The organism is Pseudomonas sp. Irchel s3a12, from assembly GCF_900187485.1.
GTDB lineage: Bacteria > Pseudomonadota > Gammaproteobacteria > Pseudomonadales > Pseudomonadaceae > Aquipseudomonas > Aquipseudomonas neuropathica.
Map to the genome: position 1 here is coordinate 47,084 of NZ_FYDN01000020.1, position 26,343 is coordinate 73,426.

The 26,343-nt window shown below is 58.2% G+C and carries 21 protein-coding genes and 1 pseudogene; 16 read left to right on the forward strand and 6 right to left on the reverse strand.

All coding sequences use genetic code 11. The annotated features are described in order from the left end of the window. Window positions 1-63 precede the first annotated feature (63 nt). Complete coding sequence (locus CKW14_RS27255) at window positions 64-423, reverse strand: DUF6124 family protein (protein ID WP_095050188.1); 360 nt, start codon at window positions 421-423, stop codon at window positions 64-66. 688 nt (window positions 424-1,111) lie between these two features. Between CKW14_RS27255 and CKW14_RS27260 the strand changes: the two genes are divergently transcribed. Continuing rightward, window positions 1,112-4,243 (forward strand): Ig-like domain-containing protein, encoded by a 3,132-nt coding sequence (locus CKW14_RS27260; protein WP_095050189.1) that lies wholly within the window; start codon window positions 1,112-1,114, stop codon window positions 4,241-4,243. Window positions 4,244-4,383: 140 nt separating this feature from the next. Here CKW14_RS27260 and CKW14_RS30605 read toward each other — a convergent pair. Further along, window positions 4,384-4,479 (reverse strand): annotated as a pseudogene (locus tag CKW14_RS30605) (DUF6124 family protein); the annotation flags it as partial. Window positions 4,480-5,096: 617 nt separating this feature from the next. On the opposite strand from CKW14_RS30605, the gene flhA reads away from it, so the two are divergent. The 15 genes from flhA to CKW14_RS27335 all read left to right on the forward strand — a co-directional run bounded on the left by flhA (window position 5,097) and on the right by CKW14_RS27335 (window position 21,503). Further along, window positions 5,097-7,226: a flagellar biosynthesis protein FlhA gene (gene flhA, locus CKW14_RS27265; protein WP_093439768.1), complete on the forward strand. Its 2,130-nt coding sequence runs from the start codon at window positions 5,097-5,099 to the stop codon at window positions 7,224-7,226. Window positions 7,227-7,237: 11 nt separating this feature from the next. Further along, window positions 7,238-8,578: a flagellar biosynthesis protein FlhF gene (gene flhF / locus CKW14_RS27270; protein WP_008077677.1), complete on the forward strand. Its 1,341-nt coding sequence runs from the start codon at window positions 7,238-7,240 to the stop codon at window positions 8,576-8,578. A gap of 116 nt (window positions 8,579-8,694) precedes the next feature. Then, complete coding sequence (gene fleN, locus CKW14_RS27275) at window positions 8,695-9,525, forward strand: flagellar synthesis regulator FleN (RefSeq protein ID WP_003222917.1); 831 nt, start codon at window positions 8,695-8,697, stop codon at window positions 9,523-9,525. Further along, the gene (gene fliA, locus CKW14_RS27280) at window positions 9,522-10,262 is read left to right on the forward strand and encodes an RNA polymerase sigma factor FliA (RefSeq protein WP_093439777.1); all 741 of its coding nucleotides are present in this window, start codon (window positions 9,522-9,524) and stop codon (window positions 10,260-10,262) included. The genes fleN and fliA overlap by 4 nt, the downstream gene beginning before the upstream one ends. Window positions 10,263-10,428: 166 nt before the next feature. Next, window positions 10,429-10,800, forward strand: coding sequence for a chemotaxis response regulator CheY (locus CKW14_RS27285; RefSeq protein WP_161986607.1), 372 nt, complete (start codon window positions 10,429-10,431; stop codon window positions 10,798-10,800). A gap of 18 nt (window positions 10,801-10,818) precedes the next feature. After that, on the forward strand, window positions 10,819-11,607 hold the full coding sequence (locus CKW14_RS27290; protein ID WP_007920000.1) for a protein phosphatase CheZ: 789 nt from the start codon (window positions 10,819-10,821) through the stop codon (window positions 11,605-11,607). 54 nt (window positions 11,608-11,661) lie between these two features. After that, window positions 11,662-13,938: a chemotaxis protein CheA gene (locus CKW14_RS27295; RefSeq protein WP_095126509.1), complete on the forward strand. Its 2,277-nt coding sequence runs from the start codon at window positions 11,662-11,664 to the stop codon at window positions 13,936-13,938. A gap of 49 nt (window positions 13,939-13,987) precedes the next feature. After that, entirely contained in the window at window positions 13,988-15,124 is a 1,137-nt protein-coding gene (locus tag CKW14_RS27300; protein WP_095126510.1) for a chemotaxis response regulator protein-glutamate methylesterase, read from the forward strand. After that, complete coding sequence (locus CKW14_RS27305; protein WP_003222929.1) at window positions 15,124-15,864, forward strand: flagellar motor protein; 741 nt, start codon at window positions 15,124-15,126, stop codon at window positions 15,862-15,864. The genes CKW14_RS27300 and CKW14_RS27305 overlap by 1 nt, the downstream gene beginning before the upstream one ends. A 12-nt stretch (window positions 15,865-15,876) precedes the next feature. Then, window positions 15,877-16,767, forward strand: coding sequence for a flagellar motor protein MotD (motD, locus tag CKW14_RS27310; protein ID WP_093439795.1), 891 nt, complete (start codon window positions 15,877-15,879; stop codon window positions 16,765-16,767). 43 nt (window positions 16,768-16,810) lie between these two features. Further along, complete coding sequence (locus CKW14_RS27315; protein ID WP_008077691.1) at window positions 16,811-17,599, forward strand: ParA family protein; 789 nt, start codon at window positions 16,811-16,813, stop codon at window positions 17,597-17,599. Between the two features lie 116 nt (window positions 17,600-17,715). Next, window positions 17,716-18,666 carry a CheW domain-containing protein gene (locus tag CKW14_RS27320; RefSeq protein WP_095050192.1) on the forward strand — a complete coding sequence of 317 codons (951 nt, stop codon included), beginning with the start codon at window positions 17,716-17,718 and terminating at the stop codon, window positions 18,664-18,666. A 90-nt stretch (window positions 18,667-18,756) separates the two neighbouring features. Then, complete coding sequence (locus CKW14_RS27325; protein WP_095050193.1) at window positions 18,757-19,242, forward strand: chemotaxis protein CheW; 486 nt, start codon at window positions 18,757-18,759, stop codon at window positions 19,240-19,242. Beyond that, window positions 19,243-19,638 carry a DUF2802 domain-containing protein gene (locus CKW14_RS27330; RefSeq protein ID WP_095126511.1) on the forward strand — a complete coding sequence of 132 codons (396 nt, stop codon included), beginning with the start codon at window positions 19,243-19,245 and terminating at the stop codon, window positions 19,636-19,638. A 218-nt stretch (window positions 19,639-19,856) separates the two neighbouring features. After that, window positions 19,857-21,503, forward strand: a complete 1,647-nt coding sequence (locus tag CKW14_RS27335) for a hypothetical protein (RefSeq protein WP_095050195.1) — start codon at window positions 19,857-19,859, stop codon at window positions 21,501-21,503. 77 nt (window positions 21,504-21,580) lie between these two features. Here the strand turns inward: CKW14_RS27335 and CKW14_RS27340 are convergent, their stop codons facing one another. From CKW14_RS27340 to CKW14_RS27355, 4 genes are all read right to left on the reverse strand, one after another. Continuing rightward, window positions 21,581-22,228, reverse strand: a complete 648-nt coding sequence (locus CKW14_RS27340) for a hypothetical protein (protein WP_095126512.1) — start codon at window positions 22,226-22,228, stop codon at window positions 21,581-21,583. Between the two features lie 52 nt (window positions 22,229-22,280). Continuing rightward, a complete protein-coding gene (locus CKW14_RS27345; RefSeq protein ID WP_095050197.1) occupies window positions 22,281-24,005 on the reverse strand; it encodes a hypothetical protein in 1,725 nt (574 codons plus the stop codon). 277 nt (window positions 24,006-24,282) lie between these two features. Continuing rightward, entirely contained in the window at window positions 24,283-24,612 is a 330-nt protein-coding gene (locus tag CKW14_RS27350) for an EscU/YscU/HrcU family type III secretion system export apparatus switch protein (protein WP_095050198.1), read from the reverse strand. Then, the gene (locus CKW14_RS27355) at window positions 24,609-26,183 is read right to left on the reverse strand and encodes a flagellar hook-length control protein FliK (protein ID WP_095126513.1); all 1,575 of its coding nucleotides are present in this window, start codon (window positions 26,181-26,183) and stop codon (window positions 24,609-24,611) included. The genes CKW14_RS27350 and CKW14_RS27355 overlap by 4 nt, the downstream gene beginning before the upstream one ends. Window positions 26,184-26,343 lie beyond the last annotated feature (160 nt).

Genomic DNA, 26,343 nt, shown 5'->3' on the forward strand with positions numbered 1-26,343 from the left:
TTGCCTGTAAGTCAGCCTTCGTGAGCGAGCTCACTCCCACAGGAGGGCATCAGTGGCGGCGCTTTATTGCGGCAATTCCAGATTATCCATCACCCGATTCACCGCCAGCTCGCCGAGCATGATCAGTTGCGCGATCCCCAGCAGCGTCCTGCGCTGCGACGCGGGTATGAGGTGGGCGAAGTCATGGGCGATGGTTCTGGCGCAAGCGAGTGTTTCGCTGGCATCGGCCAGCAGTTCTTCGTTTTTGAAGTCGGCGGTCACGGCGTACATCCGGCGGGTTTTACGCGGTGGTGGAGTAGAGCCGGGTGGGCACAGGTAGTGATCGAGGGCGCGTTCGGCGGCATCGTTGAGTTTTTTTGAATCGAGGGATTCGTAGGGGGAGGTGGAGTCGGTTTCGGGCGGGTTGGGTGTTGGTTTGATCATGGTGAAGCTCCTGAGGTTATGGAGCCACTCTTTCCCTGTCGCTAAACAAGTGAAGGTGGCAGCTGTACGCAGGTTAGCGAACCGGTCACAGGCACCCCGGTAGACCCAAAGGTCTCCCGCATACAGCCGCCATAACGTAATTGCGGGCGAAGAGTCCCACAACGAAGCCACGAACGCTGATGCACTGAGATGGTCCGAGTCGCTAAACCCGATCGCTGATTCGTCAGCGACCGACCCACAATAGAACCCGCCCCCAAAGCGCACAAGCCGGCGGATTCTGGCGTAGCTGTAGGCAATGGCGCAAGAATTTGTAGCCTGGAAGGCGTGTCTGGAGGTGTCTTTTAAACGCCTGAGTTTAAAAGGCGATTTGCGCTGACTTCACTGGCCCCTTCGCGAGCAAGCTCGCTCCCACATTTGGAATGCATTTCCCAGTGGGAGCGAGCTTGCTCGCGAATGGGCCATCCCGGTCAGCAGAAAAATCTCGATCAAGCCCCGCTCACTGGTTAAATAAATCCGTCCCCCTGTGCGCATCCGCCAGATTGTATTTTCCTCCTCGGGTGTCAGCGCCGTTTGTCTGAAAAACCCGCGCACCTGTTAGTTCTGACAGTGGTCGAATGTTGTCGTGAGGTTTTCAATGGCCTCTGCAGATCCTTGGCAAACCGCTACGGAATTTTTCAGGAGCAGGGCGATGATTGGTTTGATGGTGATGCCGATTGAGGACGATATCGACGATACGCAACATGACATAACCCCTTTTGACTCCAACGGAGGTATGGGGCTTTTTTCGTTGTTCCCGCCCAATATCCCCGGGCAGTTCACAGGCATCGATTTTCCGCCGGCGCAAGTGGGGGTCAACCGCCCCTTGCTTTATACGAGTGCCAACGGACTTCGGGTGCTGGTACAGGCCTATCTGAATATGGCCGAAGGCGACACCATTCGACTGTACGTCGGTGAGAATTTGGTTGACACGTCGGTGCTGCCTGCTGACCACGGTAATCTCGATGTGGTGATGCACATCGCTGCGAAGCTGGTTCCGGCCGGCGTGCATACCTTGCGCTACGAGATTCTGCGCAAAAGCGGTCAGCCCCCTGAGGGGGCGCAGATCGAAGTCTGGTTCAAGATCGATCCGCCGGGTGGCAACGATCCCGAGCCGGACTTGCCCGGCCATCAACGACTCAAGCCGGCTCGACTTCAGTTGAAGCCCGGGCAGGTCATTGACGAGGAAGTGGCTGCCGAGGGCGTCACGGCGGTTATCCCTCCCTGGCCCTTCATGACCAAAGGGGACAAGTTGAAACTCTGTTTCCACGGCATTGCTGTCACGCCCTACACGGTGCTGGAAAGCGAGGTCGGAAAAGAGATCAGTGTTTTCATTTCGCCAGAGAATATCCGGGATGCGGGCCCCGCAAATCCGGCGGTGGTGGTCTATCAGATCGAAGATCAGGTAGAGAACGTCAGCGACTTTTCGGAGCGTACGACCGTCATCAGCGATCCAGACAAAAACTGGCTCGATCCGGTATTCGTTCCTCTCGCCGATGAAGATCTGGTCAGCCTTGATGAGGTTGGATTCGACGACCTGGAAGTTCAGATCATTACGCGCACTGGTTTTGTGAAGGGGCAAAAACTCCGGCTTCAATGGACGGCTACGGCGCAAAGCGGAGAGGTGGTCGAGCACAATGAAGAGCAATCGATTACTCGTATCGGGATTCAGTCTTTCAAAATTCCCAATCCGATAGTGCTTGCCAGTGCGTCCGGGCAGGTGCAAGTGGATTACCGGCGCATCAAAGATGAGGGGGAGCCGGATCGTTCAGAGATCTATATTTTCACCTTGCAAGGAAAGACGTTGCGACTGCCGGCGCCGTGGATGACGGATCTGGTGGGCGGCACTCTGGATCCTGCGCTAAGTCAGACCGTGGTGTTGTGCGGTCCCGATGACCGGATCAAAAAGGGTTTCAGAGTCACATTGACTTGGATGGGGACCAGTGCTTCCGGACGCCCGCACCTGTATCAGACGTATCGCGACGTCAGCGACCGGTTGGTAGGGCAGGCCATTGCCTTTAATGTCACTGGCAACAACATCGCTCCATTGATCCGAGGGTCGGTCGGTGTCTCGTATGAGGTCAGCCATGCCACGTTGAATCCTGCATTGGTATCGGAAAAGCTGTATGCACGTGTAGACGATTTCAAACCTGTCTTGCCTGCGCCGGTGGTCATTAGCGCCATTGATGGTGTGCTCAATCCTGCGCATGTGCCGTACGGAACGGATATTCAGGTTGCAGCAGCTTCGTATACCCGCCTGGGCGATGTGGTGCATGTGGAGGGGCGGGGCGATGCGGGCGGGGTAGTTTTTCGGGACAAGTTGCCGATTGATCAAACCCGGGCAGACAAAGATCTGGAATTTTGGCTGGACGGCGAAGCTATCAAGTTCTATCGGGAGCAGTTTTTCAGTGTGCTCTGGTGGATCGAGCGGCCAGACGAACTGCCGCAATCATCCGCGTTGCTCGAGTTGTATATCGGCGATCCGGCGCAGTCGTTGCAGCCGCCAACTGTACGCCGTGCGCCTGATGGCGTACTTGACCCGCTGGAAAATAATGGCGGTGCCCGAGCGCGAGTCCATGTGGCCAGTCCGCGCCCGGGTGATCAAGTGCGTTTGCTGGTCAAAGGGGCGCCGGGGGAGGGTTCGCCGACGTTTGCTCCTCTACCGTTGAATGCTGACAACGTTGCATTCTTTGTGCTGCGGCCTTCATTCATTGCGGAAAATCTGGGAAAACTGGTTGAAGTCCTTTACGAGCTGATCAGAAACGGCAAGACGATCCAGTCCAGGCCGTTGATGTTGACGGTCAAGACAATCAGTGACGGTGATCCCGTCCTGACTCGGCCGCATATCGTCGAAGCCGGTGCTGTACCGCTGATCGATCTGAGAATCATCCAGACTGACCTCACATGTGTGGTCAAGCCGCCGCTGCCGATTGCCGAGGTCGGGCAGCGCGTCTGGATCATGGTCAGCAGCGAGGGCGTTGAGCCGTTGGTATTGCGCCCCGGTACCGCGTTGACTGCCGAAGAAGTGACTCAAGGCATCAGCGTCAAGGCGGCGCGAAGCTGGTTCTACTCTCTGAAGGATCTTTCTGGATGTGCGTTGACCTGCAAAATAGCACTGAAAAGCACGGATGATGAGGACGCGGCATTGGTGCTTCCTGTGGCGCGGTATACCGTCAAAGTCACAGAAAAACTGGCAATTGATACGCAAACGATGCTTTTGAATGGCTGGAAACTGTTGGGCGGCACAGCGTATGGATTACGCGAGCGCGAGGTTGTCAACAATGTGCAAGTGCGCGTTCCAACGGGCGGGCGGCCGCCTTACACCTATCGTTCAGCCAATGCGGGCATAGCATCGGTCGATGCCAATGGCAAAGTGTCGGGGCTAAGTAATCAATCAACCACTATCACTGTGACGGATGCCGATGAAAACCAGGTTTCTTATCCGGTGCGGGTGATGAATGTCTACCGGCTGATATTGAACAATACCTTCATGACTGCAGCCGAGGCCGGCGCCTGGTTCAGGCAGTTCGGTGCCGTTAGCATGGACAACAGTGGACAACCCATGGGATGGGGGATTTTGCATAACAACTTTGTTGACGTGACGCCCATCTATGGCGGGCGGGGCTTGTATTACGGGCGGTTTGTGTCGGTCAATCTTTCATACCCGCACTTGTATGCAATCGAACATTCGTTGCTGGTGAGCAACGGGGTCATGGGCAGTCGCAACGTGTTTTTATCTGATGGGGCGACTCGCTCTCGGGCAATGGGGTATTTCCCGACGTAGTCAGATAGGCGTCATGGCTGAAAGTGGCGGCGATCAGCGCTTTCAGCGGCTTTCCGGGCGGGGCAAGCCGTTCTGGAGCCATCACTGTGGATCGTTCCCGCGCATAGTACGGGAACGATTTTCTGCACGGTAGTCAGGCGTTAATTCGGCAATTCCAGATTATCCATCACCCGATTCACCGCCAACTCGCCCAGCATGATCAGTTGCGCAATCCCCAGCAGCGTCCTGCGCTGCGACTGCTCCTAGAGTCATTGGAGCTGCCAACGTTCGCTGCGAGACGAATGAAGGTGGCAGCTATACGCGGGTCGCAGACCGGGACTCTAGAACCGGCAGAGCCGAAGGTCTCCCACGTACAGCCGCCATAAAAAAGCGGGTGTTGTGCGTCCAGAGATCGACGGGCTGCGAGACCCGATCGCTGATTCGTCAGCGACCGGACCACAATAGAACCCGACCCCAAGGCTCACAAGCCGGCGGATTCTGGCTTGGCTGTAGGCAATGGCGCAAGGATTTGTAGCCTTGAGACCGTGTCTGCAGGTGTCTTTTAAACAGCTTCGTTTAAATCGAAAAATTTGTGCCGGACATAAGGGCCCCTTCGCGAGCAGGCTCGCTCCCACATTTTGGAATGCATTTCAATCTGACATCTGGAATGCAATCCCCTGTAGGCCTTCGCCTGCTCGCGATGAGGATTTTTCAGTCGATCAATTCGAACCAGACAAACCGCTACCGCGAGCAGGCGAAGGTCTACATTGGTCATGTTTTCTCTCCCTGGTCAAAGTTGGAAAGCTTCTTGCAGTACCCGCCGTGAGCCCGCTCTGGGCGTCAAAAGTTTGCTTTAAAGGAACGGGGAAAACCGGTGGATCGCTCTCAGTTATTCAACACTGCTCGCACAAACGTTGCCGACCTCAGTCGAGGCAATCTGGGCGTGCCGTTGTTGCTGCTGGTCATGCTGGCGATGATGATGTTGCCGGTGCCGCCGTTCCTGCTCGACGTGTTCTTCACCTTCAACATTGCCCTGTCGATCGTCGTCCTGCTGGTCTGCGTGTATGCGCTGCGGCCGCTGGATTTCGCCGTGTTCCCGACGATTCTGTTGGTCGCGACGCTGTTGCGGCTGGCGTTGAACGTGGCCTCGACGCGGGTGGTGATGCTCCACGGTCAGGACGGCCACGCCGCTGCCGGTAAGGTGATTCAGGCCTTCGGTGAGGTGGTGATCGGCGGTAACTACGTGGTCGGTATCGTGGTCTTCGCGATCCTCATGATCATCAACTTCGTCGTGGTCACCAAGGGTGCCGGACGGATTTCCGAGGTGAGCGCGCGCTTTACTCTCGATGCGATGCCCGGCAAACAAATGGCGATCGACGCCGACCTCAATGCCGGTCTGATCGACCAGAACCAGGCCAAGATGCGCCGTCAGGAAGTCGCCCAAGAGGCCGAGTTCTACGGTTCGATGGACGGTGCCAGCAAATTCGTCCGTGGTGACGCCATTGCCGGCCTGCTGATTCTGTTCATCAACCTCATCGGCGGTATGGCTGTCGGTATCTTCCAGCACAACATGAGCTTCGGCGATGCCGGCAAGGTTTACGCCTTGCTGACCATTGGTGACGGTTTGGTGGCGCAATTGCCATCACTGTTGTTATCAACAGCGGCAGCGATCATGGTGACCCGTGCTTCCGGTTCGGAAGACATGGGCAAGCAGATCAATCGCCAGATGTTCGCCTCGCCGAAAGCGCTGGCCGTGGCCGCCGGGTTGATGGCGGTCATGGGCCTGGTGCCGGGCATGCCGCACTTCTCGTTCCTGAGCATGGCTGCGCTGGCCGCTGGCGGCGCGTACCTGTTCTGGAAAAAGCAGAACGTCGCTAAAGTCGTGGCGTTGGAAGAGGTCAAGCGCCAGCAGGATTTGCTGCCGTCGCCGGCCCGCGCCATGGAAACCAAAGAGCTGGGCTGGGACGACGTGACGCCGATCGACATGATCGGTCTGGAAGTCGGTTATCGCCTGATTCCGCTGGTGGATCGCAACCAGGGCGGGCAATTGCTGGCGCGGATCAAGGGCGTGCGCAAGAAGCTCTCGCAGGATCTGGGCTTCCTGATGCCTACCGTGCACATCCGCGACAACCTCGATCTGGCGCCAAGCGCCTATCGCCTGACCCTGATGGGCGTGATCCTCGCCGAAGCCGAGATCTACCCGGACCGCGAACTGGCGATCAACCCAGGCCAGGTCTACGGCACGCTCAACGGTATCAACGCCAAAGATCCGGCTTTCGGCCTCGAGGCGGTATGGATCGAAATCAGCCAGCGCGCCCAGGCGCAATCGCTCGGTTACACCGTGGTCGACGCCAGCACCGTGGTCGCGACCCACTTGAACCAGATTCTGTACAAGCACTCCAGTGAGCTGATCGGCCACGAAGAAGTGCAGCAACTTATGCAATTGCTGGCCAAAAGCTCGCCGAAACTGGCAGAAGAGCTGGTGCCGGGCGTGGTCACGTTGTCGCAGCTGCTCAAAGTGCTGCAAGCGCTGCTTGCCGAACATGTGCCGGTGCGCGATATCCGCAGCATCGCCGAAGCCATCGCCAACAACGCCGCGAAGAGTCAAGATACCGCCGCGCTGGTGGCTGCTGTGCGGGTCGGCGTATCGCGCGCCATCGTCCAAAGCATTGTAGGCACTGAGTCCGAGCTGCCTGTGATCACCTTGGAACCAAGGTTGGAACAAATATTGCTCAATAGTCTGCAGAAGGCAGGACAAGGCTCGGAAGAGGGTGTTCTGCTGGAGCCAAGCATGGCCGAGAAGCTGCAGCGTTCGCTCATCGAAGCGGCGCAGCGTCAGGAAATGCAAGGTCAGCCGGTGATCCTCTTGGTAGCCGGCCCGATCCGCGCGATGCTCTCGCGCTTTGGCCGCCTCGCAGTCCCTGGATTGCATGTGCTGGCCTACCAGGAAATACCGGACAACAAGCAAGTGACCATCGTTGCGACAGTAGGGCCCAACGGCTGAGGTAGTGGTTTATGCAAGTTAAGCGTTTCTTTGCCGCCGATATGCGTCAGGCCATGAAGCTGGTTCGTGATGAGCTGGGCGCTGATGCCGCCATCATTGGCAACCGCCGCATTGCCGGCGGTGTCGAGCTGACGGCGGCACTGGATTACAAATTGTCGGCGCTGGCGCCACGGGTTCCGAACATGGAACTCGAAGACGAGCTGCGCAAGACCCAGTCGCGCATCGTCACCGCCCAGGCCGAGTTGAGCCTGCGTGGCGAAGCCGACGGCAACAGCAATCGCCAGATCTTTGCCGGGTTGCCGTTGACGGCCGGCCTGCCGCTGACCGCCGCTGAACCGCTGAGCGAGCCGACTTACGCCGCTCCGGCGCGTCCGGCCCCGGCACCTGCGCAGTCCTCCGGCGGTGTCGATCCGCGTGCACTGGATTCGATGCGCTTTGAATTGAACAGCCTGCGCGAGCTGATGGAAGTTCAGCTCGGCACCCTGGCCTGGAATCAGCTGCAAGGCAGCCGTCCGGCGCAAGCCAACCTGTATCGCCGTCTGCAACGTATCGGTTTGTCCGGCCCGTTGTCGCGCGATCTGCTGGCGATGATCACCGATATCGAAGAACCGCGTCAGGCCTGGCGCATGTTGCTCGCGCACCTGGCACGGATGATTGCCGTACCGGAAGTCGAGCCGCTGGAAGAGGGCGGTGTGATTGCCATGGTCGGCCCTGCCGGCATGGGCAAGACCACTACACTCGCCAAGCTTGCCGCGCGTTATGTGCTCAAATACGGCGCGCAGAATGTCGCGCTGGTGAGCATGGACAGTTTCCGTATCGGCGCTCAGGAACAACTGAAGACGCTGGGCCGCATTCTCAATGTGCCAGTGACCCACGTCGATCCGGGCCAATCGCTGGTGCAAGCGCTGGATCCACTGCTGCGCAAACGCGTGGTGTTGATCGATACTGCCGGCCTGCAAGCCAGCGATCCGGCCCTGCGCATGCAGCTGGAAAGTCTGGCCGGGCGTGGCATTCGTTCAAAAAATTATCTGGTCTTGGCAACCACCAGCCAGAAACAGGTTCTAACCGCCGCTTATCACAGTTACAAGCGTTGCGGGCTTGCCGGCTGCATCCTGACTAAACTGGATGAAACGGCCAGCCTTGGCGAAGTGTTGAGCCTGGCGATCAGTCATGAATTGCCGGTCGCGTACCTGACCGATGGCCCACGGATTCCGGATGATTTACATCTGCCGCGCCGTCATCAACTGGTCAGCCGCGCCGTCAGCGTGCAAATGCAGGAAGAACCCAGCGAAGAAGCCATGGCTGACATGTTCGCTGATATCTATCACAGCCCGACCAAGCAGGTAGGCTGAGGTATTCATGAACAGTTTTTGTACCTACATCGATGGTCTGCCATGCATTGTTCCGGTTGTGAACGCGCAGCCAGTAATGTGGCCTCCGTCTATGCAAGACAAGGTAAAGAAATAACATGGGCAGCATGCATCCCGTACAGGTGATCGCGGTGACCGGCGGCAAAGGTGGCGTCGGCAAGACTAACGTGTCAGTGAACTTGTCGCTGGCGCTGGCAGAGCTTGGCCGTCGGGTCATGCTGCTGGACGCCGACCTGGGTCTGGCGAACGTTGACGTATTGTTGGGGCTGACCCCTAAACGCACGCTGGCCGACGTCATCGAAGGCCGGTGCGAGCTGCGCGACGTGCTGTTGCAAGGCCCCGGTGGCATTCGCATCGTGCCGGCGGCGTCCGGCACGCAAAGCATGGTGCACCTGAGCCCGGCGCAACATGCCGGCCTGATTCAGGCGTTCAGCGACATCGGTGACAATCTCGATGTACTGGTGATCGACACTGCTGCGGGTATTGGTGACTCGGTAGTCAGTTTTGTTCGCGCCGCGCAAGAAGTGTTGCTGGTGGTCTGCGATGAGCCGACCTCGATCACTGACGCTTACGCGCTGATCAAACTGCTCAACCGCGATTACGGCATGAACCGCTTCCGCGTCCTCGCCAACATGGCGCAGAGCCCGCAGGAAGGGCGCAACCTGTTCGCCAAGTTGACCAAGGTCACGGATCGCTTTCTTGACGTGGCCCTACAATACGTCGGCGCCGTGCCTTACGACGAAAGCGTGCGTAAAGCGGTGCAGAAGCAGCGCGCGGTGTACGAAGCCTTTCCGCGTTCCAAGTGCGCGCTGGCGTTCAAGGCGATCGCGCAGAAGGTCGACACCTGGCCGCTGCCCGCCAACCCGCGTGGCCATCTTGAGTTTTTCGTCGAGCGCCTCGTGCAGCAAACGGCAGGGCCCGTGCTATGACCGCAAGCGGTATGAACTACTACAAGAAGTCGGCACGTGACGCGCAGTACGAGTTGATCGAGCGTTACGCGCCACTGGTCAAACGCATTGCCTACCACTTGCTGGCGCGCTTGCCGGCGAGTGTGCAGGTCGAAGACCTGATCCAGGCCGGGATGATCGGCCTGCTTGAAGTCTCGACCAAATACGACGCCAGCAAAGGCGCCAGTTTCGAAACGTACGCGGGCATACGAATCCGCGGTGCGATGCTCGACGAAGTGCGCAAAGGGGACTGGGCGCCACGCTCGGTTCACCGCAATACCCGTATGGTCAGCGACGCGATTCGCTCAATTGAAGCTAAAACCGGCCGTGATGCTAAAGATCACGAGGTTGCGGCCGAACTCCAATTGAGTCTCGACGATTACTACGGGATTTTGAATGACACCTTGGGCAGTCGCCTGTTCAGTTTCGACGACCTGTTGCAGGACGGCGAACACGAAGGGCTGCACGAGGATGGCGCGAGTGCTCATATGGAGCCGTCACGCGATCTGGAAGATGAACGTTTCCAGGCAGCGTTGGCGGACGCGATTGCCAATTTGCCGGAGCGTGAGCGACTGGTGTTGGCGCTGTACTACGACGAAGAGCTGAACCTCAAGGAGATCGGTGAAGTCCTTGGCGTCAGTGAATCGCGGGTCAGCCAGTTACACAGCCAGTGCGCGGCCCGTTTGCGGGGGCGTTTGGGGGAGTGGCGAGCGCGCTGAAGGCAGTGTGGGGACACTGCGAACGAGGCTGGTGCGGTGATGAACGGCACCGGTCTTGCTCTGTTGTGCTCCAGACAGTCTTCGAGTGCTGCGCCGATTGATTGAAGTGGCGCGTCCAGGTGCTGGGCGCGTTTAAGACTGCTTGGAGGTCGAATTGAACAAAGACATGAAAATCCTCATCGTTGATGACTTCTCAACGATGCGGCGGATCATCAAGAACCTGCTGCGTGATCTTGGGTTCACCAACACCGTCGAGGCTGACGATGGCGTGACTGCCATTCCAGTGCTCAACAGCGGAAGCATCGACTTTCTGGTAACGGACTGGAACATGCCGGGCATGACCGGTATCGACCTGCTGCGCCACGTGCGTGCCGATGAAAAACTCAAGCACCTGCCAGTGCTGATGGTGACTGCAGAAGCCAAGCGCGAGCAGATCATTGAAGCCGCTCAGGCCGGTGTAAACGGCTACGTAGTCAAACCTTTCACGGCTCAGGCGTTGAAAGACAAAATCGAGAAGATTTTCGAACGCATCGGCTGATGAACGCGCGGGGGAGCTATGGAGCATAACGAATCTTCACAGGGCGATTTCGAGTCGACCCTGAAAAAACACGCGGTCGAACTGGTCGAAAGCCTTGAAAAAGGCAGGTTCGGCGACGCTGTGCAACTGATCCATGAGCTCAATCAGACCCGTGACCGTGGCCTGTACCAGGAAGTCGGCAAGCTCACACGTGAACTGCACAGTGCGATCGTCAACTTCCAGATCGATCCGAACATGCCGCAGGCCGAGGAAGTGTCGCAAATCACCGACGCCACCGAACGCCTGGGCTATGTGGTCAAGCTGACAGAGGCCGCGGCCAACCGCACCATGGATCTGGTGGAAAGCGCCACGCCGGTGGTCAACAGTCTGGCTGATGAAGCGCAGACCTTGAGCGCCGATTGGGGTCGCTTCATGCGTCGCGAGGTCGGGGCTGAAGAGTTCCGCGAGCTGGCGCGCCGGGTCGACGGTTTTCTGTCACGCAGCAGCACGGACAACCGTGCGGTGTCGAGCAATCTCAACGACATCCTGCTGGCCCAGGATTACCAGGACCTGACCGGTCAGGTGATCAAGCGTGTGACCCAACTGGTCACCGAAGTCGAAAGCAATTTGCTCAAACTCGTCCTCATGGCCAGTCAGGTCGACCGCTTTGCGGGCATCGAACATGACCGCGCCGCGATGCTTGCAGAAAAAGATCCACAAAAACATCTCTCGCAGGGTGAAGGTCCGCAGATTCATGCCGATAAACGAGAAGACGTTGTGTCCGGTCAGGACGATGTGGACGATTTGTTATCCAGCCTCGGATTCTAGAGTTGTGGAATTTTAGGTTTTTTGGGTTTTTAGACCTGTAGGAGCACCCCATTAATGAGCTTCGGCGCCGATGAAGAGATCCTTCAGGATTTCCTGGTTGAGGCCGGCGAGATTCTTGAGCAACTGTCCGAACAACTGGTCGAGCTGGAAAGCCGTCCGGATGACGCAGATCTGCTCAACGCAATTTTTCGCGGTTTCCACACTGTAAAAGGGGGCGCCGGCTTCCTTCAGCTCAATGAGCTGGTGGAGTGCTGTCACATCGCCGAAAACGTGTTCGACATCCTGCGCAAGGGTGAGCGTCGCGTTGATGCAGAACTGATGGACGTTGTCCTCGAAGCACTGGACGCGGTGAACAGCATGTTCAGCGAAGTCCGTGAGCGTGCACCGATCACCGCTGCCACCCCGGAACTGCTGGCCGCCCTGGCGCGTCTGGCCGAACCGCAATCGGCGGATGCCGCCCCGGCATCGCCGGTGGCCGAGATGATCGAAGAACTGGTCGTCGAAGGCGACGCGTCTGGCGACATCACCGATAACGAATTTGAACAACTGCTGGACTCGCTGAACGCCGTCAAGGCTGAAGCTGAAGCCCCGGCCGCTGTTGCACCTGCGCAAACGGCGGCTGAAGCCGCGAGCGACGAAATCACTGACGCCGAGTTCGAGTCTTTGCTCGATCAGTTGCATGGCAAAGGCCAGTTCGCGGCGGATGCCGTGGCTCCGACCGCAGCGGCTGCGGTAGCCCCGGCGGCGGGCGACAGCTCGGATATCACCGACGACGAATTCGAAGCCCTGCTCGATCAACTGCATGGCAAGGGCAACTTTGCCGTTGAAGCACTGGAATCGGCGATCGCCTCGGCACCGGCTGCGCCAGCCGCGCCGGCAGCCGCCGCAGCCGGCAGCGATCTGATCAGCGATCACGAGTTCGAATCGCTGCTCGACGAATTGCACGGCAAAGGCAAGTTCACTGACGTTGGCGCCGCGACTGCCGGCGCTGCTTCCACGGTGGCTGCGCCTGCCGCCAAGGCTGCGGCCGCTCCGGCTGCTGCGCCGAAGGCAGCTCCCAAGCCTGAGCCGAAAGCCGAAGCGCCGAAAGCGGCTGCCGCTGCTGCACCGGCTCCGGCCCGTGCCGCCGCTGCGCCGCCACCGGAAAAACCGGCTAGCGAAGCCGAGACCACCGTGCGGGTCGACACCGCGCGTCTCGACGAAATCATGAACATGGTCGGCGAGTTGGTGCTGGTGCGTAACCGTCTGGTGCGCCTGGGCCTCAACAGCGGCGACGAAGCCATGTCCAAGGCCGTGTCGAACCTCGACGTGGTCACGGCTGACTTGCAGACCGCGGTGATGAAGACGCGGATGCAGCCGATCAAGAAGGTCTTCGGGCGCTTCCCGCGTCTGGTTCGCGACCTCGCGCGTCAGCTCAAGAAAGAGATCAACCTGGAACTGGTGGGCGAAGAAACCGACCTCGACAAAAACCTTGTCGAGGCCCTGGCCGACCCGCTGGTCCACTTGGTGCGCAACGCTGTTGACCACGGCATCGAGTCGCCGGAAGAGCGCGAGGCATCGGGCAAGGCCCGTGGCGGTCGTGTTGTTCTGGCCGCCGAGCAGGAAGGCGACCACATCCTGTTGTCGATTTCCGATGACGGCAAAGGCATGGACCCGAACGTCCTGCGCGCCATCGCGGTAAAACGCGGTGTGATGGACAAGGACGCAGCCGATCGCCTGAGCGATACCGAGTGCTACAACCTGATTTTCGCTCCGGGTTTCTCGACCAAGACTGAGATCTCCGACGTGTCCGGCCGCGGTGTCGGCATGGACGTGGTGAAGACCAAGATTTCCCAGCTCAACGGTTCGATCAACATTTACTCGACCAAGGGCCAGGGCTCGAAGATCGTCATCAAGGTGCCGCTGACCCTCGCGATCATGCCAACCCTGATGGTCATGCTCGGCAATCAGGCGTTTGCGTTCCCGTTGGTCAACGTCAACGAAATCTTCCACCTCGACCTGTCGACTACCAACGTCGTCGACGGCCAGGAAGTGGTGATCGTGCGGGACAAGGCGCTGCCGTTGTTCTACCTCAAGCGCTGGCTGGTCAGCTCCGCCGCTCACGAAGAGCAGCGTGAAGGCCACGTGGTGATCCTTTCGGTGGGCACCCAGCGGATCGGCTTCGTCGTCGATCAACTGGTCGGTCAGGAAGAGGTGGTCATCAAGCCATTGGGCAAAATGCTGCAGGGCACTCCGGGTATGTCCGGCGCCACCATTACCGGTGACGGCCGCATCGCGCTGATTCTCGATGTTCCAAGCATGCTCAAGCGTTACGCCGCACGGCGTATTTGAATCCGGGGCGGCGGGGCGACAACGTCCCGCGGCACCTAATGGAGTGTTTATGGCAGTCAAAGTCCTGGTGGTGGACGATTCGGGTTTTTTCCGCCGCCGCGTCTCGGAAATTCTTTCAGCGGATCCGAGCATCCAGGTGGTCGGCACCGCAACCAACGGTAAAGAGGCGATTGATCAGGCGCTGGCGCTCAAGCCGGACGTGATCACCATGGACTACGAGATGCCGATGATGGACGGCATCACGGCGGTGCGGCACATCATGCAGCGCTGCCCGACCCCGGTGTTGATGTTCTCCTCGCTGACGCACGAAGGCGCCCGGGTCACCCTGGATGCGCTGGACGCCGGCGCGGTGGATTTCCTGCCGAAGAATTTCGAAGACATCTCGCGCAATCCCGAGAAGGTCAAGCAACTGCTGTGCGAGAAAGTGCATAGCATCTCGCGCAGTAACCGTCGTTTCAGTGCCTACAGCGCGCCTGCGCCGGTTGCTGCACCAGCGCCGACGCCTGCTCCGGCAGCGTCGAGCTTCAGCAGCCACAGCACCAGTGCACCAACGCGTCCGGCTCCAGCTCCAGCGCCGACTCGCGCCCCGGCCGCCAGCGTTTCGTCGCCCGCGCCGAAACGCAAGGCCTACAAACTGGTTGCCATCGGTACCTCGACTGGCGGCCCGGTTGCGCTGCAACGCGTGCTGACTCAGTTGCCAGCGAACTTCCCGGCGCCGATCGTGCTGATCCAGCACATGCCGGCAGCGTTCACCAAGGCCTTCGCCGAACGTCTCGACAAGCTCTGCCGCATCAGCGTCAAGGAAGCCGAGGATGGCGACATCCTGCGTCCGGGCCTGGCGTTGCTCGCACCGGGTGGCAAGCAAATGATGATCGACGGCCGTGGCGCGGTGAAAATCCTCCCGGGCGACGAACGTCTGAACTACAAGCCGTGCGTGGACATCACCTTCGGTTCGGCGGCGAAATCCTACGGCGACAAAGTTCTGGCGGTGGTGTTGACCGGCATGGGCGCCGACGGCCGTGAAGGTGCGCGTCTGCTCAAGCAGGGCGGCAGCGCGGTGTGGGCACAGGATGAGGCAAGCTGCGTGATCTACGGCATGCCGATGGCCATCGTTAAAGCCGACCTCGCCGACGCGGTGTACAGCCTCGACGACATCGGCAAGCACATTGTCGAGGCGTGTCTCTGATGGATGTTTTAAGCCTTATCGGGATCATCATGGCGTTCGTCGCCATCATCGGTGGTAACTACCTTGAAGGTGGTCACCTCGGTGCGCTGGCCAACGGCCCGGCGGCATTGATCGTACTGGGCGGCACCATCGGTGCCGCACTGCTGCAATCGCCGATGAGCGCGTTCAAACGCGCCATGCAGATTCTGGCGTGGATCCTGTTTCCGCCACGGGTCGATCTGGCCGGTGGTATCGATCGCGTCGTCAACTGGAGCCTCACCGCGCGCAAGGAAGGCCTGCTGGGTCTGGAAGGCGTGGCTGATGCCGAACCTGACAACTACTCGCGCAAAGGCCTGCAACTGCTGGTCGATGGCGCCGAGCCGGAAGCGATCCGCAGCATCCTCGAAGTGGACTTCTACACCCAGGAAGCCCGTGACATCGAAGCGGCGAAAGTCTTTGAAAGCATGGGCGGCTACGCGCCAACCATCGGCATCATCGGTGCGGTGATGGGCCTGATCCACGTGATGGGCAACCTCGCCGATCCGACGCAATTGGGCAGCGGCATTGCCGTGGCCTTCGTCGCGACCATTTACGGCGTGGCCAGTGCCAACCTGGTGTTGCTGCCAGTGGCGGCCAAGCTGAAGTCAATCGCGTTGCGGCAGTCGCGTTATCGCGAAATGTTGCTGGAAGGGATCTTGTCGATCGCCGAAGGTGAAAACCCTCGCTCCATTGAGTTGAAGCTGCAAGGCTTCATGGATTAAGGGAATAACCTCATGGCACGTCGTCGCCACCAGGAAGAGCATGTAAACCACGAACGCTGGCTGGTTTCCTACGCTGACTTCATCACGCTGCTGTTCGCGTTCTTCGTGGTCATGTACTCGATTTCGTCGATCAACGAAGGCAAGTACAAAGTCATTTCCGAAGCGCTGATCGGCGTCTTCACCGACTCCGACCGCTCGCTCAAACCGATCCCGATTGGCGATGAACGACCGAAGACGGTGACCCCGGCCAAGCCGCTGGTCAAGGACGCTGAGCAGGTTGACGCCGGTATTGCCGGTGCCAGCGATCCGCTGAAAAGCATCGCCGATGACATCAGCGCCGCGTTCGGCGATTTGATCAGCTCCAATCAGATGACCGTGCGCGGCAACGAGTTGTGGGTCGAGATCGAGCTCAACTCCAGCCTGTTGTTCGGCAGCGGCGACGCCATGCCGAGTGACATCGCCTTCAACATCATCGACAAGGTTGCAGCGATTCTGAAACCGTTCGATAACCCGATCCATGTCGAAGGTTTCACCGACGATCAACCGATCCGCACTGCGCAGTACCCGACCAACTGGGAGCTGTCCTCGGCGCGCTCGGCGAGCATCGTGCGCATGCTGGCGATGCAGGGCGTCAACCCTGGTCGCCTGGCATCAGTGGGTTACGGTGAGTTTCAGCCGGTGGCCAACAACGCCACCGCTGAAGGCCGCGCGAAGAACCGTCGCGTCGTACTGGTGGTGTCGCGAAACCTCGATGTGCGCCGCAGCCTGACCGGCACTGGAACCGCCCATGCGCAACCGGATGCTGCGTTGAAGCGTGCTGGCACACAAACTGCACCGACCCCGGTCAAGACGCCGGGACGCGAGAGTGCCGTCAATTCTCCGTCACCCGCATTAACACGCTGAGCTATGTCTCGGTCGAGCATATCGGCCGGGAGGAACGAACCGAATGAGAGTCTGGGCAGTCGCCAATCAAAAGGGTGGTGTCGGTAAAACCACATCTTCCATCGCTTTAGCCGGATTGCTGGCGGAGGCGGGCAAGCGCGTGGTTGTGGTCGATCTCGACCCGCACGGCTCGATGACCAGCTATTTCGGCTATGACCCCGACAGCCTGGAACACAGCAATTACGACCTGTTTCTGCACAAGGGCAGCGTGCCGCAAGGCCTGCCGGGGCAGTTGCTGTTGTCGACCAGCGACGAACGCATTTCCCTGCTGCCATCGAGCACCGCGTTGGCAACCCTTGAGCGGCAGTCGCCGGGACAGAGTGGCTTGGGTCTGGTGATCGCCAAGAGTCTGGCGCAGCTGTGGCAGGACTTTGATTACGCCGTCATCGACAGCCCGCCGTTGCTCGGCGTGCTGATGGTCAACGCCCTCGCGGCGAGCCAGCAACTGGTGATCCCGGTGCAGACCGAACACCTGGCCGTCAAAGGCCTGGAACGCATGGTCAACACCCTGGCGATGATCAACCGCTCGCGCAAACAGGCGCTGCCGTTCAGCATCGTGCCGACCCTGTTTGATCGTCGTACCCAGGCATCGATGCATACCTTGCGCGTGCTGCGCGACAAATTCCCCGACGAGATCTGGCAGGGTTACATCCCGGTCGACACCCGTCTGCGCGACGCCAGCCGTGCCGGTGTCACGCCTTCGCAATTCGACGGCAAGAGCCGTGGCGTGCTGGCGTATCGCGCGCTGCTCAAGCATCTGTTGGCGCAACAACTTGTTCCGCAGGTGGCTTGAATGACGTTGAACCTTGTAGGAGCTGCCGCAGGCTGCGATCTTTTGATCTTGCTTAGTGGCGCTCCTGAAAAGATCAAAAGATCGCAGCCTGCGGCAGCTCCTACAGGGGACTGTGCATGAACCGGCCTTTGAAGTTGACGTCGAAGCCGCAGTTGGCCTTGCAGTCGTATCTGGACAGTTTGCTCCAGGAAATTCCTGACGCGTTGCCGACGCCAGTCGAAGTTGTCGAAGAAAGTACCGAGGCGCTGGACGAGTTTCAGGCCGCAGTGCTGGAAGAGCAGGCGCGTGACGCGCAGAAGGCTGCCAAACCTGTCGCACCGGTTGTTGCGCCTGCCGCCGCACCGGTCGCCAAGGCATCGGTTACATTGATTGAAGAAGCCGAGCCGGTTCGCGCGCCGGTCTCGACATTGGCACCGCTGCTGCAAACCCAATTGCTGAAAACCGCGCCGGAACCGGCAGTGGTCGAACCGGCCCCAGCTCCGGTTGCACCCGCGCCTGTCGAACAGACGCTGGTTCCACCGCTGGTGGAGGTACATCTGCCGCCGAGCAATACGCCGCCACCGGTGGAAACCGATGGTCGCCCGGCCTGGGCCTCGGAAGCGTTCGAATGCCTGCTGTTCGACGTCGCCGGGCTGACCCTCGCGGTGCCGCTGGTGTGCCTCGGCTCGATCTACTCGCTGGCCGGCCACGAGCTGACGCCGCTGTTCGGTCAGCCGGAATGGTTCCTCGGCATCCTGCCGAGCCAGGCCGGTAATTTGAAAGTGTTGGACACCGCGCGCTGGGTCATGCCGGATCGCTACCGCGATGACTTCCGTCAGGGCCTGCAGTACGTGATTTCGGTACAAGGTTACGAGTGGGGGCTGGCGGTGCATCAGGTCAGCCGCTCGTTGCGTCTGGACCCGAATGAAATCAAATGGAGAAGTCACCGGGGTCAGCGGCCATGGCTCGCCGGCACCGTGATTGAGCACATGTGTGCATTGCTTGACGTTTCCGCACTGGCCGAGTTGATCGCCAGCGGTGGGGCAAAGCACCTCGGCGGCCACAAGCCGCTACATAAACCGACATAGCAGCCGACATAACAATCAGGCGACGGCATTGTTGAATGCCGCCACACAGAACACACACCGCTCAGAGCGGTTTTTTCGAGGGGTCAGGGTATGAGTAGTCAGGCGACGAATGCAAAAGGTTCTGAAGATCCGATCCTGCAATGGGTGACCTTCAAACTGGACAACGAGACTTACGGCATCAACGTAATGCGCGTTCAGGAAGTGCTGCGCTACACCGAGATCGCTCCGGTGCCGGGCGCGCCAAGCTACGTGCTGGGTATCATCAACCTGCGCGGTAACGTGGTCACCGTGATCGACACCCGTCAGCGCTTCGGCCTGAGCACCGGTGAGATCAGCGACAACACCCGTATCGTCATCATCGAAGCCGACAAGCAAGTCGTCGGCATCATGGTCGACAGCGTGGCCGAAGTGGTTTATCTGCGTCAGTCGGAAATCGAGACGGCGCCGAACGTTGGCAACGAAGAGTCGGCCAAGTTCATCCAGGGCGTGTGCAACAAGAACAACGAGTTGCTGATCCTGGTCGAGCTGGACAAGATGATGAGCGAAGAAGAATGGTCGGAACTGGAGAGCATCTGATTGATTCTCGAGGTCGCGGTCATTGTCCTGTTCCTCTTCTGGGCAGGCACACTGGCAATGTTTGTGTCGTACATCAAGGCGCAGCGGGTGATCGCTGCGCAACAGGCTCAGGGCGATGCGTTGCGTGACCAGCGCATCAAAGACTTGGCCAAGCGTGTCGACGACTACCAGAACGGCAACGTGCGCATGGGCGACGCCCTGCACGAGTTGCGCACGGTGGTGAATCCGTTGCCGGACAAGATTGTCGCGCTTGAACAACGCGACCCGTCGAGCCTGTCATTCGCCCAGGCGGCGAAACTGGTGGGCATGGGCGCAAGCGTGGATGAACTGACTCAGTCGTGTGGGTTGACCCAGGCTGAGGCGGAGTTGATGCGCAAGTTACATAAGGGCAGCTAAGAGCTTCGAGCTTATAGCGGCAAGCAATATCAAAAGATCGCAGCGTTCGGCAGCGCCTACAGGGGAAACGCTAATCCTGATGTAGGAGCGGTCGAAGGCTGCGATCTTTTCATTTATGCATAAAGTACCGCCTGTCGGGACTGTCAGATCTGACAGTAGATAACAATCTTTGATGCTCAACATACTCAAGATGAAATCAACTTCATCAGGGTGTGAATATGAAACTCTTACTGTTCTTGACTTTAGTTTTTTCCGCTGCTGTTAATGCCATGTCTGGTCCGGCGTTAGTGGCAGACTTGAATGCAAAATATCAAAACAATGTTGCGCAGTGTTCAAATGGCACTCCTGCCTATTATTGTTCCGGTGTTCTTTTGCGGGCGGTAGACTACAGCACATTTTTCAAATTCTGGGATTATGGTTCACAGGCCACAAAACTTGGATCCGTTGCATTCACTTATATCCGCTCGGATGTCGGTAGTACTACATTTAATGGGAACAGAAAAAGCGGCTTTATCTTGAAGGACCAGACTTCAGCATTGGCGGTGGGTAAGGCCGTGAGTCTGCGTTGTATTTTCCCTTTTCCGACCGAATCACTCAATGAACGGGCAGACCACGGTTGTGGATTTGCACCGAAAGTGGCACAAGCGGATCCTGATCTTGCCAATTGTGCAAAGTTATGGGGCTCTCCCACTACGGCTGCGGCATGGTTGAAAAATTTCAAGGAACATGATTCTTTGCCAAAGAACCAATGTTCGTTAAGTACGGTTGTCGCTGCGCAATTCAAGGCCAGTCTGGAAGCACACAAGCTCATGGATGCAACGTGGACGGCCAAGCCCACTGAGGTCCTGGTTGAAACCTGGGATGAAAGCAAGCCTGAGAAACTTCCAGTCGAGGCCGTGTTTTACGAGGCTTCATCACCGGCTAAATTGGCGGACGCACAGAAATTTCAACGTGAGTATTATCTTGAGACGTCTTTGTACGTCCCTATTGTGAAAATCAATATGGCCGCAGCCAACAAGCAGATATTCAGTTTTGATGCGAAAGATCAACGATTCGGTCAGTTGGTCGCGGAAAGGCTGAACAGCCGATACAACAATGTTTCAAATAACTGTAGCGCAAAGCCTGCGTATTATTGCAGTGGTGTGATAGTGCGTACCACTGGGGCCAAGCCGTCTTACCATTCCTGGAATCCAAGCCCTACGGCAATCAACAAGAAAGGGGTTCCTTTTTCTTACCTGCGTAAGGATTTAGGCATCACAACACTGGCGTGGGGAGATCTTCACGGTTTTATTTTCAAGGACTTCGCCACTGCAGAGCGGCTGGGCACCTATCCGATCAGCCTACTGTGCTCGTTTCCTACGGATGCCGCGAGTTGGTACCGCGCAGGCGTTGGTGGTTGTGGAGCGCACAGTTCCTATCCCGCCAACAGTCGTTCCTGCCCCGAAGAAGGTGTCACCACTCTAGAGAAGTGGAAAACACATTATCGATCAGTGGCGGGTTCCGGATCTTTTTCAAACAGAAATAGACATCAATGTGGATTCACTTCTAGTGTTGAACAGTTTGCCATCAGCCTTGAAGCGCGAGCTCATTTTGAGCCGCCTGCGGGTGAGCGCCCACAGCACAACGAGATAATCATGTCTCTTTGGCCCCAGGATATTCCGAAGCAACTACCGCTTTACGCGTTTTTCTATCTTCAACGCCAAGACGGTGGTTCAGGGGTGACGGGGGCCAAGTACATCCAGCAGGACTATTTCAACATGACCGGTGATGTGTTGCCTGTTATCAGAGTGGATCTTGCACCCGGGGCAGCGGCCGCGTTCAGTTTTCATGAAGCAGATCAGGCCACAGCGGTGAAAGGACGTTAAGCGCGCTCGTCGCGATTGAGGTTGAAAGGCATAAGGTGTGGATTATCTGCACTTTATGCCTTTTTTTTCGGGGGGATTCAAAGCGTGACGCGCAATACACGAGAAAACATTAGATTATCGTTAGAGCCTGAGCGGTGAACGCTGTAGTTTATCGGCACGACCTTGCCCGCGTTTTCTGTTACCCAGTGTGCCGGAATGTTAAAGGTCATCGACGAACTGTTTTGAATCGGCTGGCTCTCGGTATCCCGGACCACCACGCCATGCCACCTTACTCTTACGGTATAACCGGAAGTCATGTTCAAGAACTTGACGGTTACATTTTTTCTGTCTGCAGAAAGTCGCGGCTGACTGAGATCAAATAGTTGTGGGTCGATACTCAATGAGAGTGATTTGGAAATGAGCAGCGGCGCGCCAGGGGTCGGGCGGACGCTATAGTTGACAGTGACAAGGCTGTCAATGGAATCGATAACTTCCAGGCGAGGAATTCTAAAGTTCAGCTTTCCGGGGATGCCTACGGTCAGTGTCTCGGTGTCATATTTATAACGGCCATTTGTCCAGCGTACCCTCACGGTTTGCCCGCCGAGCATGCCGACGTAGTGTGGCACCTGCACATTGACATGTGTGCTGTTATAAACGTCGTTGAAGTTCAGACGTTTACCGTCAGCACCGTAGGCCTCCAGAACTTTGGGGGCAGTAAGGTCCAATGCATTGAGTTCAGTACTCATCTCTTTAACTCCTTTTGGGGACATCAAGTGCGCGGCGGATTGCCTGCACTGCTTACAGCTCTACTCTCAACACCTGAGAGAACTGGCTTTGCTCATCGATACCGATCTGATTCACGCTGTAGTTGATCAATACGGTTTTTCCTTTGTTTTCTGATACCCAGTCCGCGGGGATTGAAAACTCTGCAGTGACCCCTGTTTTCATATCCTGCCATTGCGTCCGGCGGGTGATGATTCCGCCGAAACGGACGCGTGCCTGATATCCGTTGGCCATTGCCGGATATCGCACCGTCACTGTGGTTTGGTCGGGGGTAAGCCTTGGAGGGGGCAGCACGAATTCCTGGGCGTCTACCGCCAGGCTAAGCGGATCGGATCGGTGCAATGGGCCGTTCGGGTAGGTACGTACCGTGAAACTGACGGGAACGGTACTGCCTATGGAATCCACAACTTCCATGCGTGGAACGTTCAGGTTCATTGCGCCAACGGCCGTCACCGGTGTGATTGCACTGTCGTAGACATGCCGCGCGGACGCGTAACGGACACGAATGGTCTGCCCAATCGCCATTCCTACATATTGTTCAATCTGAACTGTTATGTGCCTGGCAGTGTAGATGTCGGACATTTTCAGGCGATCACCTTGCGCGCCATAGGCTTCCAGGACTTTGGCGGGCTTCAAGATGATTGTGGTTTTGACTGTGAAGGATTTAGCCTCGGACTCGGGCGATGCACTTCCACGAGCCACGCGCAAGGTGACATCGACCGCGCTTTGGTCGCTTTCGTTGGCCCAAGCCAACGGTATAGGGAACTCTAGTGCTCCGTTTCCTGAATAGGTCTTGGGCGTAGTCTCGCGCTCTATTCGCCCCTGCCAATGAACGCGGACGCTGTCGTCGGCCAATAGACCGGCACCTGAGGCAACAACCTGAATGCTGGAAAGGTAAGCAGGATCCAGTACATCTCCTTGTTCGCCTGTAACCGTGGGTGCAGGTATGCGATTCACGTTTACGCTGACTTCAGTGGGAATGGCCCAAGGGGCAAAGGCATGTGGACGGTTGCCACAGCGATCAATCACCTGGAAGGTAATTGAGTGCTTACCATCCCCCGCACGCTTGATCAGCTTCTCATCGAACAAGATTAAAATCGGATGGTTTTTCGGGTCACTTATTTGCTCAGGAGTGACGGGATAAAACATCACCTGTTCTTCATTGCCCCATCGCGCCATTATGCGGTCGAATGGCGTGATGTTCGGATAAGGTTCGATAAGCATGACAATGCCGTTTTTTGCCATTGCGGCATCGACACCCTTCCCGATATCGGGAATGAAGCTATACAACAGGCGGGGATGACCTTGTGGTTCGGGTTTATCGAGCACACCACCCGGAAGTGTTCGCTTGATCAGAATGTTGAGCTTGAACGAGTCGGCTTCGTTGTGGCTGGAACGGATAATACGATAAAAAACCGGAAACGCCCTTCCATCCAGTATCTGGCCCGCCGGTACATGGAAAAAAACGGGGGCTGTAAGTTTTTCGGAGGTGTCGAGGATTTCCGTCAGTACGGGAGTTACGTCGTCGCCCCAGAAGAGCTGGCACCTTTGGCCTATTGCGTTATCGAGCCACGGATCAACGCTGACGAGCAGATCGGCATTAAGGGGGGCGGCGCCAATGCCGCCGTGGTAACCCTCATTACCACCAATCGGTGAAATCCATGCGGGAATATCTGGTGCTCCTAGGGCCAGCGTATTGCTGTCCGTGGAGTTCTCATCGGTCTCGGGGGGCAAAGTCATCGGAGTGCTCCTGTCAGGGCAGCGCCGAGAACTATTCCATCGGAGCTGTCACTTCATCAGGCGACAACCGCGACTTTTCGCGCAACTGTCAGATCTGACAGTTGCGATGAACGGTATAACTGGGTGGGGCTTCGAGTCAGAGCCGGGGCGATCGCGTCGCTAGAAGATTCAAGCGGCAAGCAAAATCAAAAGATCGTAGCCTTCGGCAGCTCCTACATCAGGATTAGCGTTTCCCCTGTAGGCGCTGCCGAAGGCTGCGATCTTTCGCTTTCAGGGCTTAATAATCATCCCCACGCTCGGTAACATCCTTCTCGACCATCGGCGCATTCGGGTCCTGCCCCTCGGGGAATTTGCCCTTCAGGTTCCACGCAAACGCGATGATTTCGGCGATGGTGCGGTACAACTCTTCGGGAATGCTGTCGCCCAGTTCCATCCGCGCCAGCAAGCGCACCAACTCGGCGTTCTCGTAGATTGGGACTTCGCAATCGCGAGCAATGCGCAGGATTTCTTCGGCCAGTTCGTCATCACCTTTGGCGGTGAGGGTTGGCGCGTGGTTGCCGTCGTATTTGAGGGCGATGGCCTGGCGTGGGGCAGTGGAGTCGTTCATGCGGTTTCGTCGACCCAGCGATGTTCAAGACGGGTTTGGTTGCCTTGCGGCGGGGTGCCATGGTGGCAGTCGATGTCGCCGACGTTCAGCCCGCGATCGAGCAGGCGCTGGCGCAGGGCAAACAGGTTGTTTTCGATGAGTTCGGCGGTGTATGGCCGTTCGGCCCACAGTTGGCTGGACAGGCTGCCGGCGATCAGTTGCGCCTGAATCTGCATCGGCCCGAGCGGTTCCATGTCGAACGCCAGATCGACGCGCCACAGTTGCTGCTTGGGCTCGCGCTCGTCGCGGCGTTCGTTGGGTTGCGGTTCTCGCTCCGGCGCTTCTTCACGCTGAAACTTGACCTGCAACGGCACGATGTCCTGCAGATTGCGCATGGGGATTTCCAGTTGCCAGGTGCTGAGCAGGCGCCCATCGTCGGTGACGCCGGTCTGCTCCAGGCTCGACAGTTGATGGCTTTGCAGGCGCGAAACAGCGGCAGCAGCGAGGCGCAACAACTGTTCCAGATCGCCTTCGCCGTCCAGACTTTGCAGCAGGCGGTCGGGCAGCGGGAAGCTGCTCGGTACAGGTTTGGCGCTGACCTGGCCGAGCATGCCGAGGGCGTTACGGACGAAACTCGGCAGCGCTTGCGCCAGGGTGTTGGCGGCGATGATTGCGTTGAAACTGGTGCTGCTCGGCAAACCGGGGGTCAGTTGTGCGATCAGCTTGAGCAGATCGGCTTTCATGTCCGGTGCCAGCGTCGGGTTCTGCCCGGTCAGCAGTTTGCCTTCGAGGAACACGCCGCTGTTGGCCAGGGCAAGGGCCACGCCTTTGGCGGTGCTCAGTTGTTGCACGTCCGGGAGGCTGGCAAGGAGCTTGTCGACCACCGCGCGTAGATCCGCAGAGGTTTGGTCGGTGGCGGGTGGCAGGTTTTGCAGCGCGTTCAACAACCCGCTCAGCGACGCCTGACGACTTTGCTGGCCGAGCAGTTGCTGACTCACGGCCAGTTGTTCCTGGCGACTGCTCATCGGCAGGAATTTCAGGGTTTGTGCGTCTTCGACCAACGCCGACAGCAAAGTGCCGATGCGCAGCGGCTGCGGGCTGTCGATGGTCAGTGTGCTGCCGCTCTGCGCGGTGTTGAGCAAACTGACCAGCGAGCGGAACACCGCTGCCTGCCCCGGCGTCTGCGGCAGCGCCTGCGAGGTCAGCACCTTGCCTTGCAGCAGGGTGCCGACCGGCAATTGTGCGGTGTCGATGCGGGTGAGGGTGGCGACGCTGTTGGCAATGGCTTGTTGCACAGTAATCGCCAGATTGCCCGCCGAGGGCTGAGTGATCGCCAGACTGGTGCCTTGGGGTAGCGGCAGATTGCTGGTCGCTTGCACGGTGGTCTGGCGGCCGCCGTCGACGGTCACCTTGAGCAATAACTGAAAAGTCTGATCCGCCTGCTTGAGCGACAACACCTCGGCCTTGGCGCTCTGCCCGGCGCCGATCAGGCCTTCGACCGGGGTCAGCAGCTTGAGCAGCTCACCGACCTGCGGGCGAACGGTCGCCGGGGGGGGGGGCGGGAGCGGGAGGATGTTTATTTCGCCTGTCATACGCGGACACAACCTGAGGAAAATGCACTCTTGAGAGTAAGGCACGACATGTATAATGCCGCCCGTCTTGCGCTTCGAATAAAAAACATAGCAATTGTTTGACCCAGCTCTCTAGATCGAGCCGTCAATGCATCTATGCTGCATCTCTTTAACGGCCGCG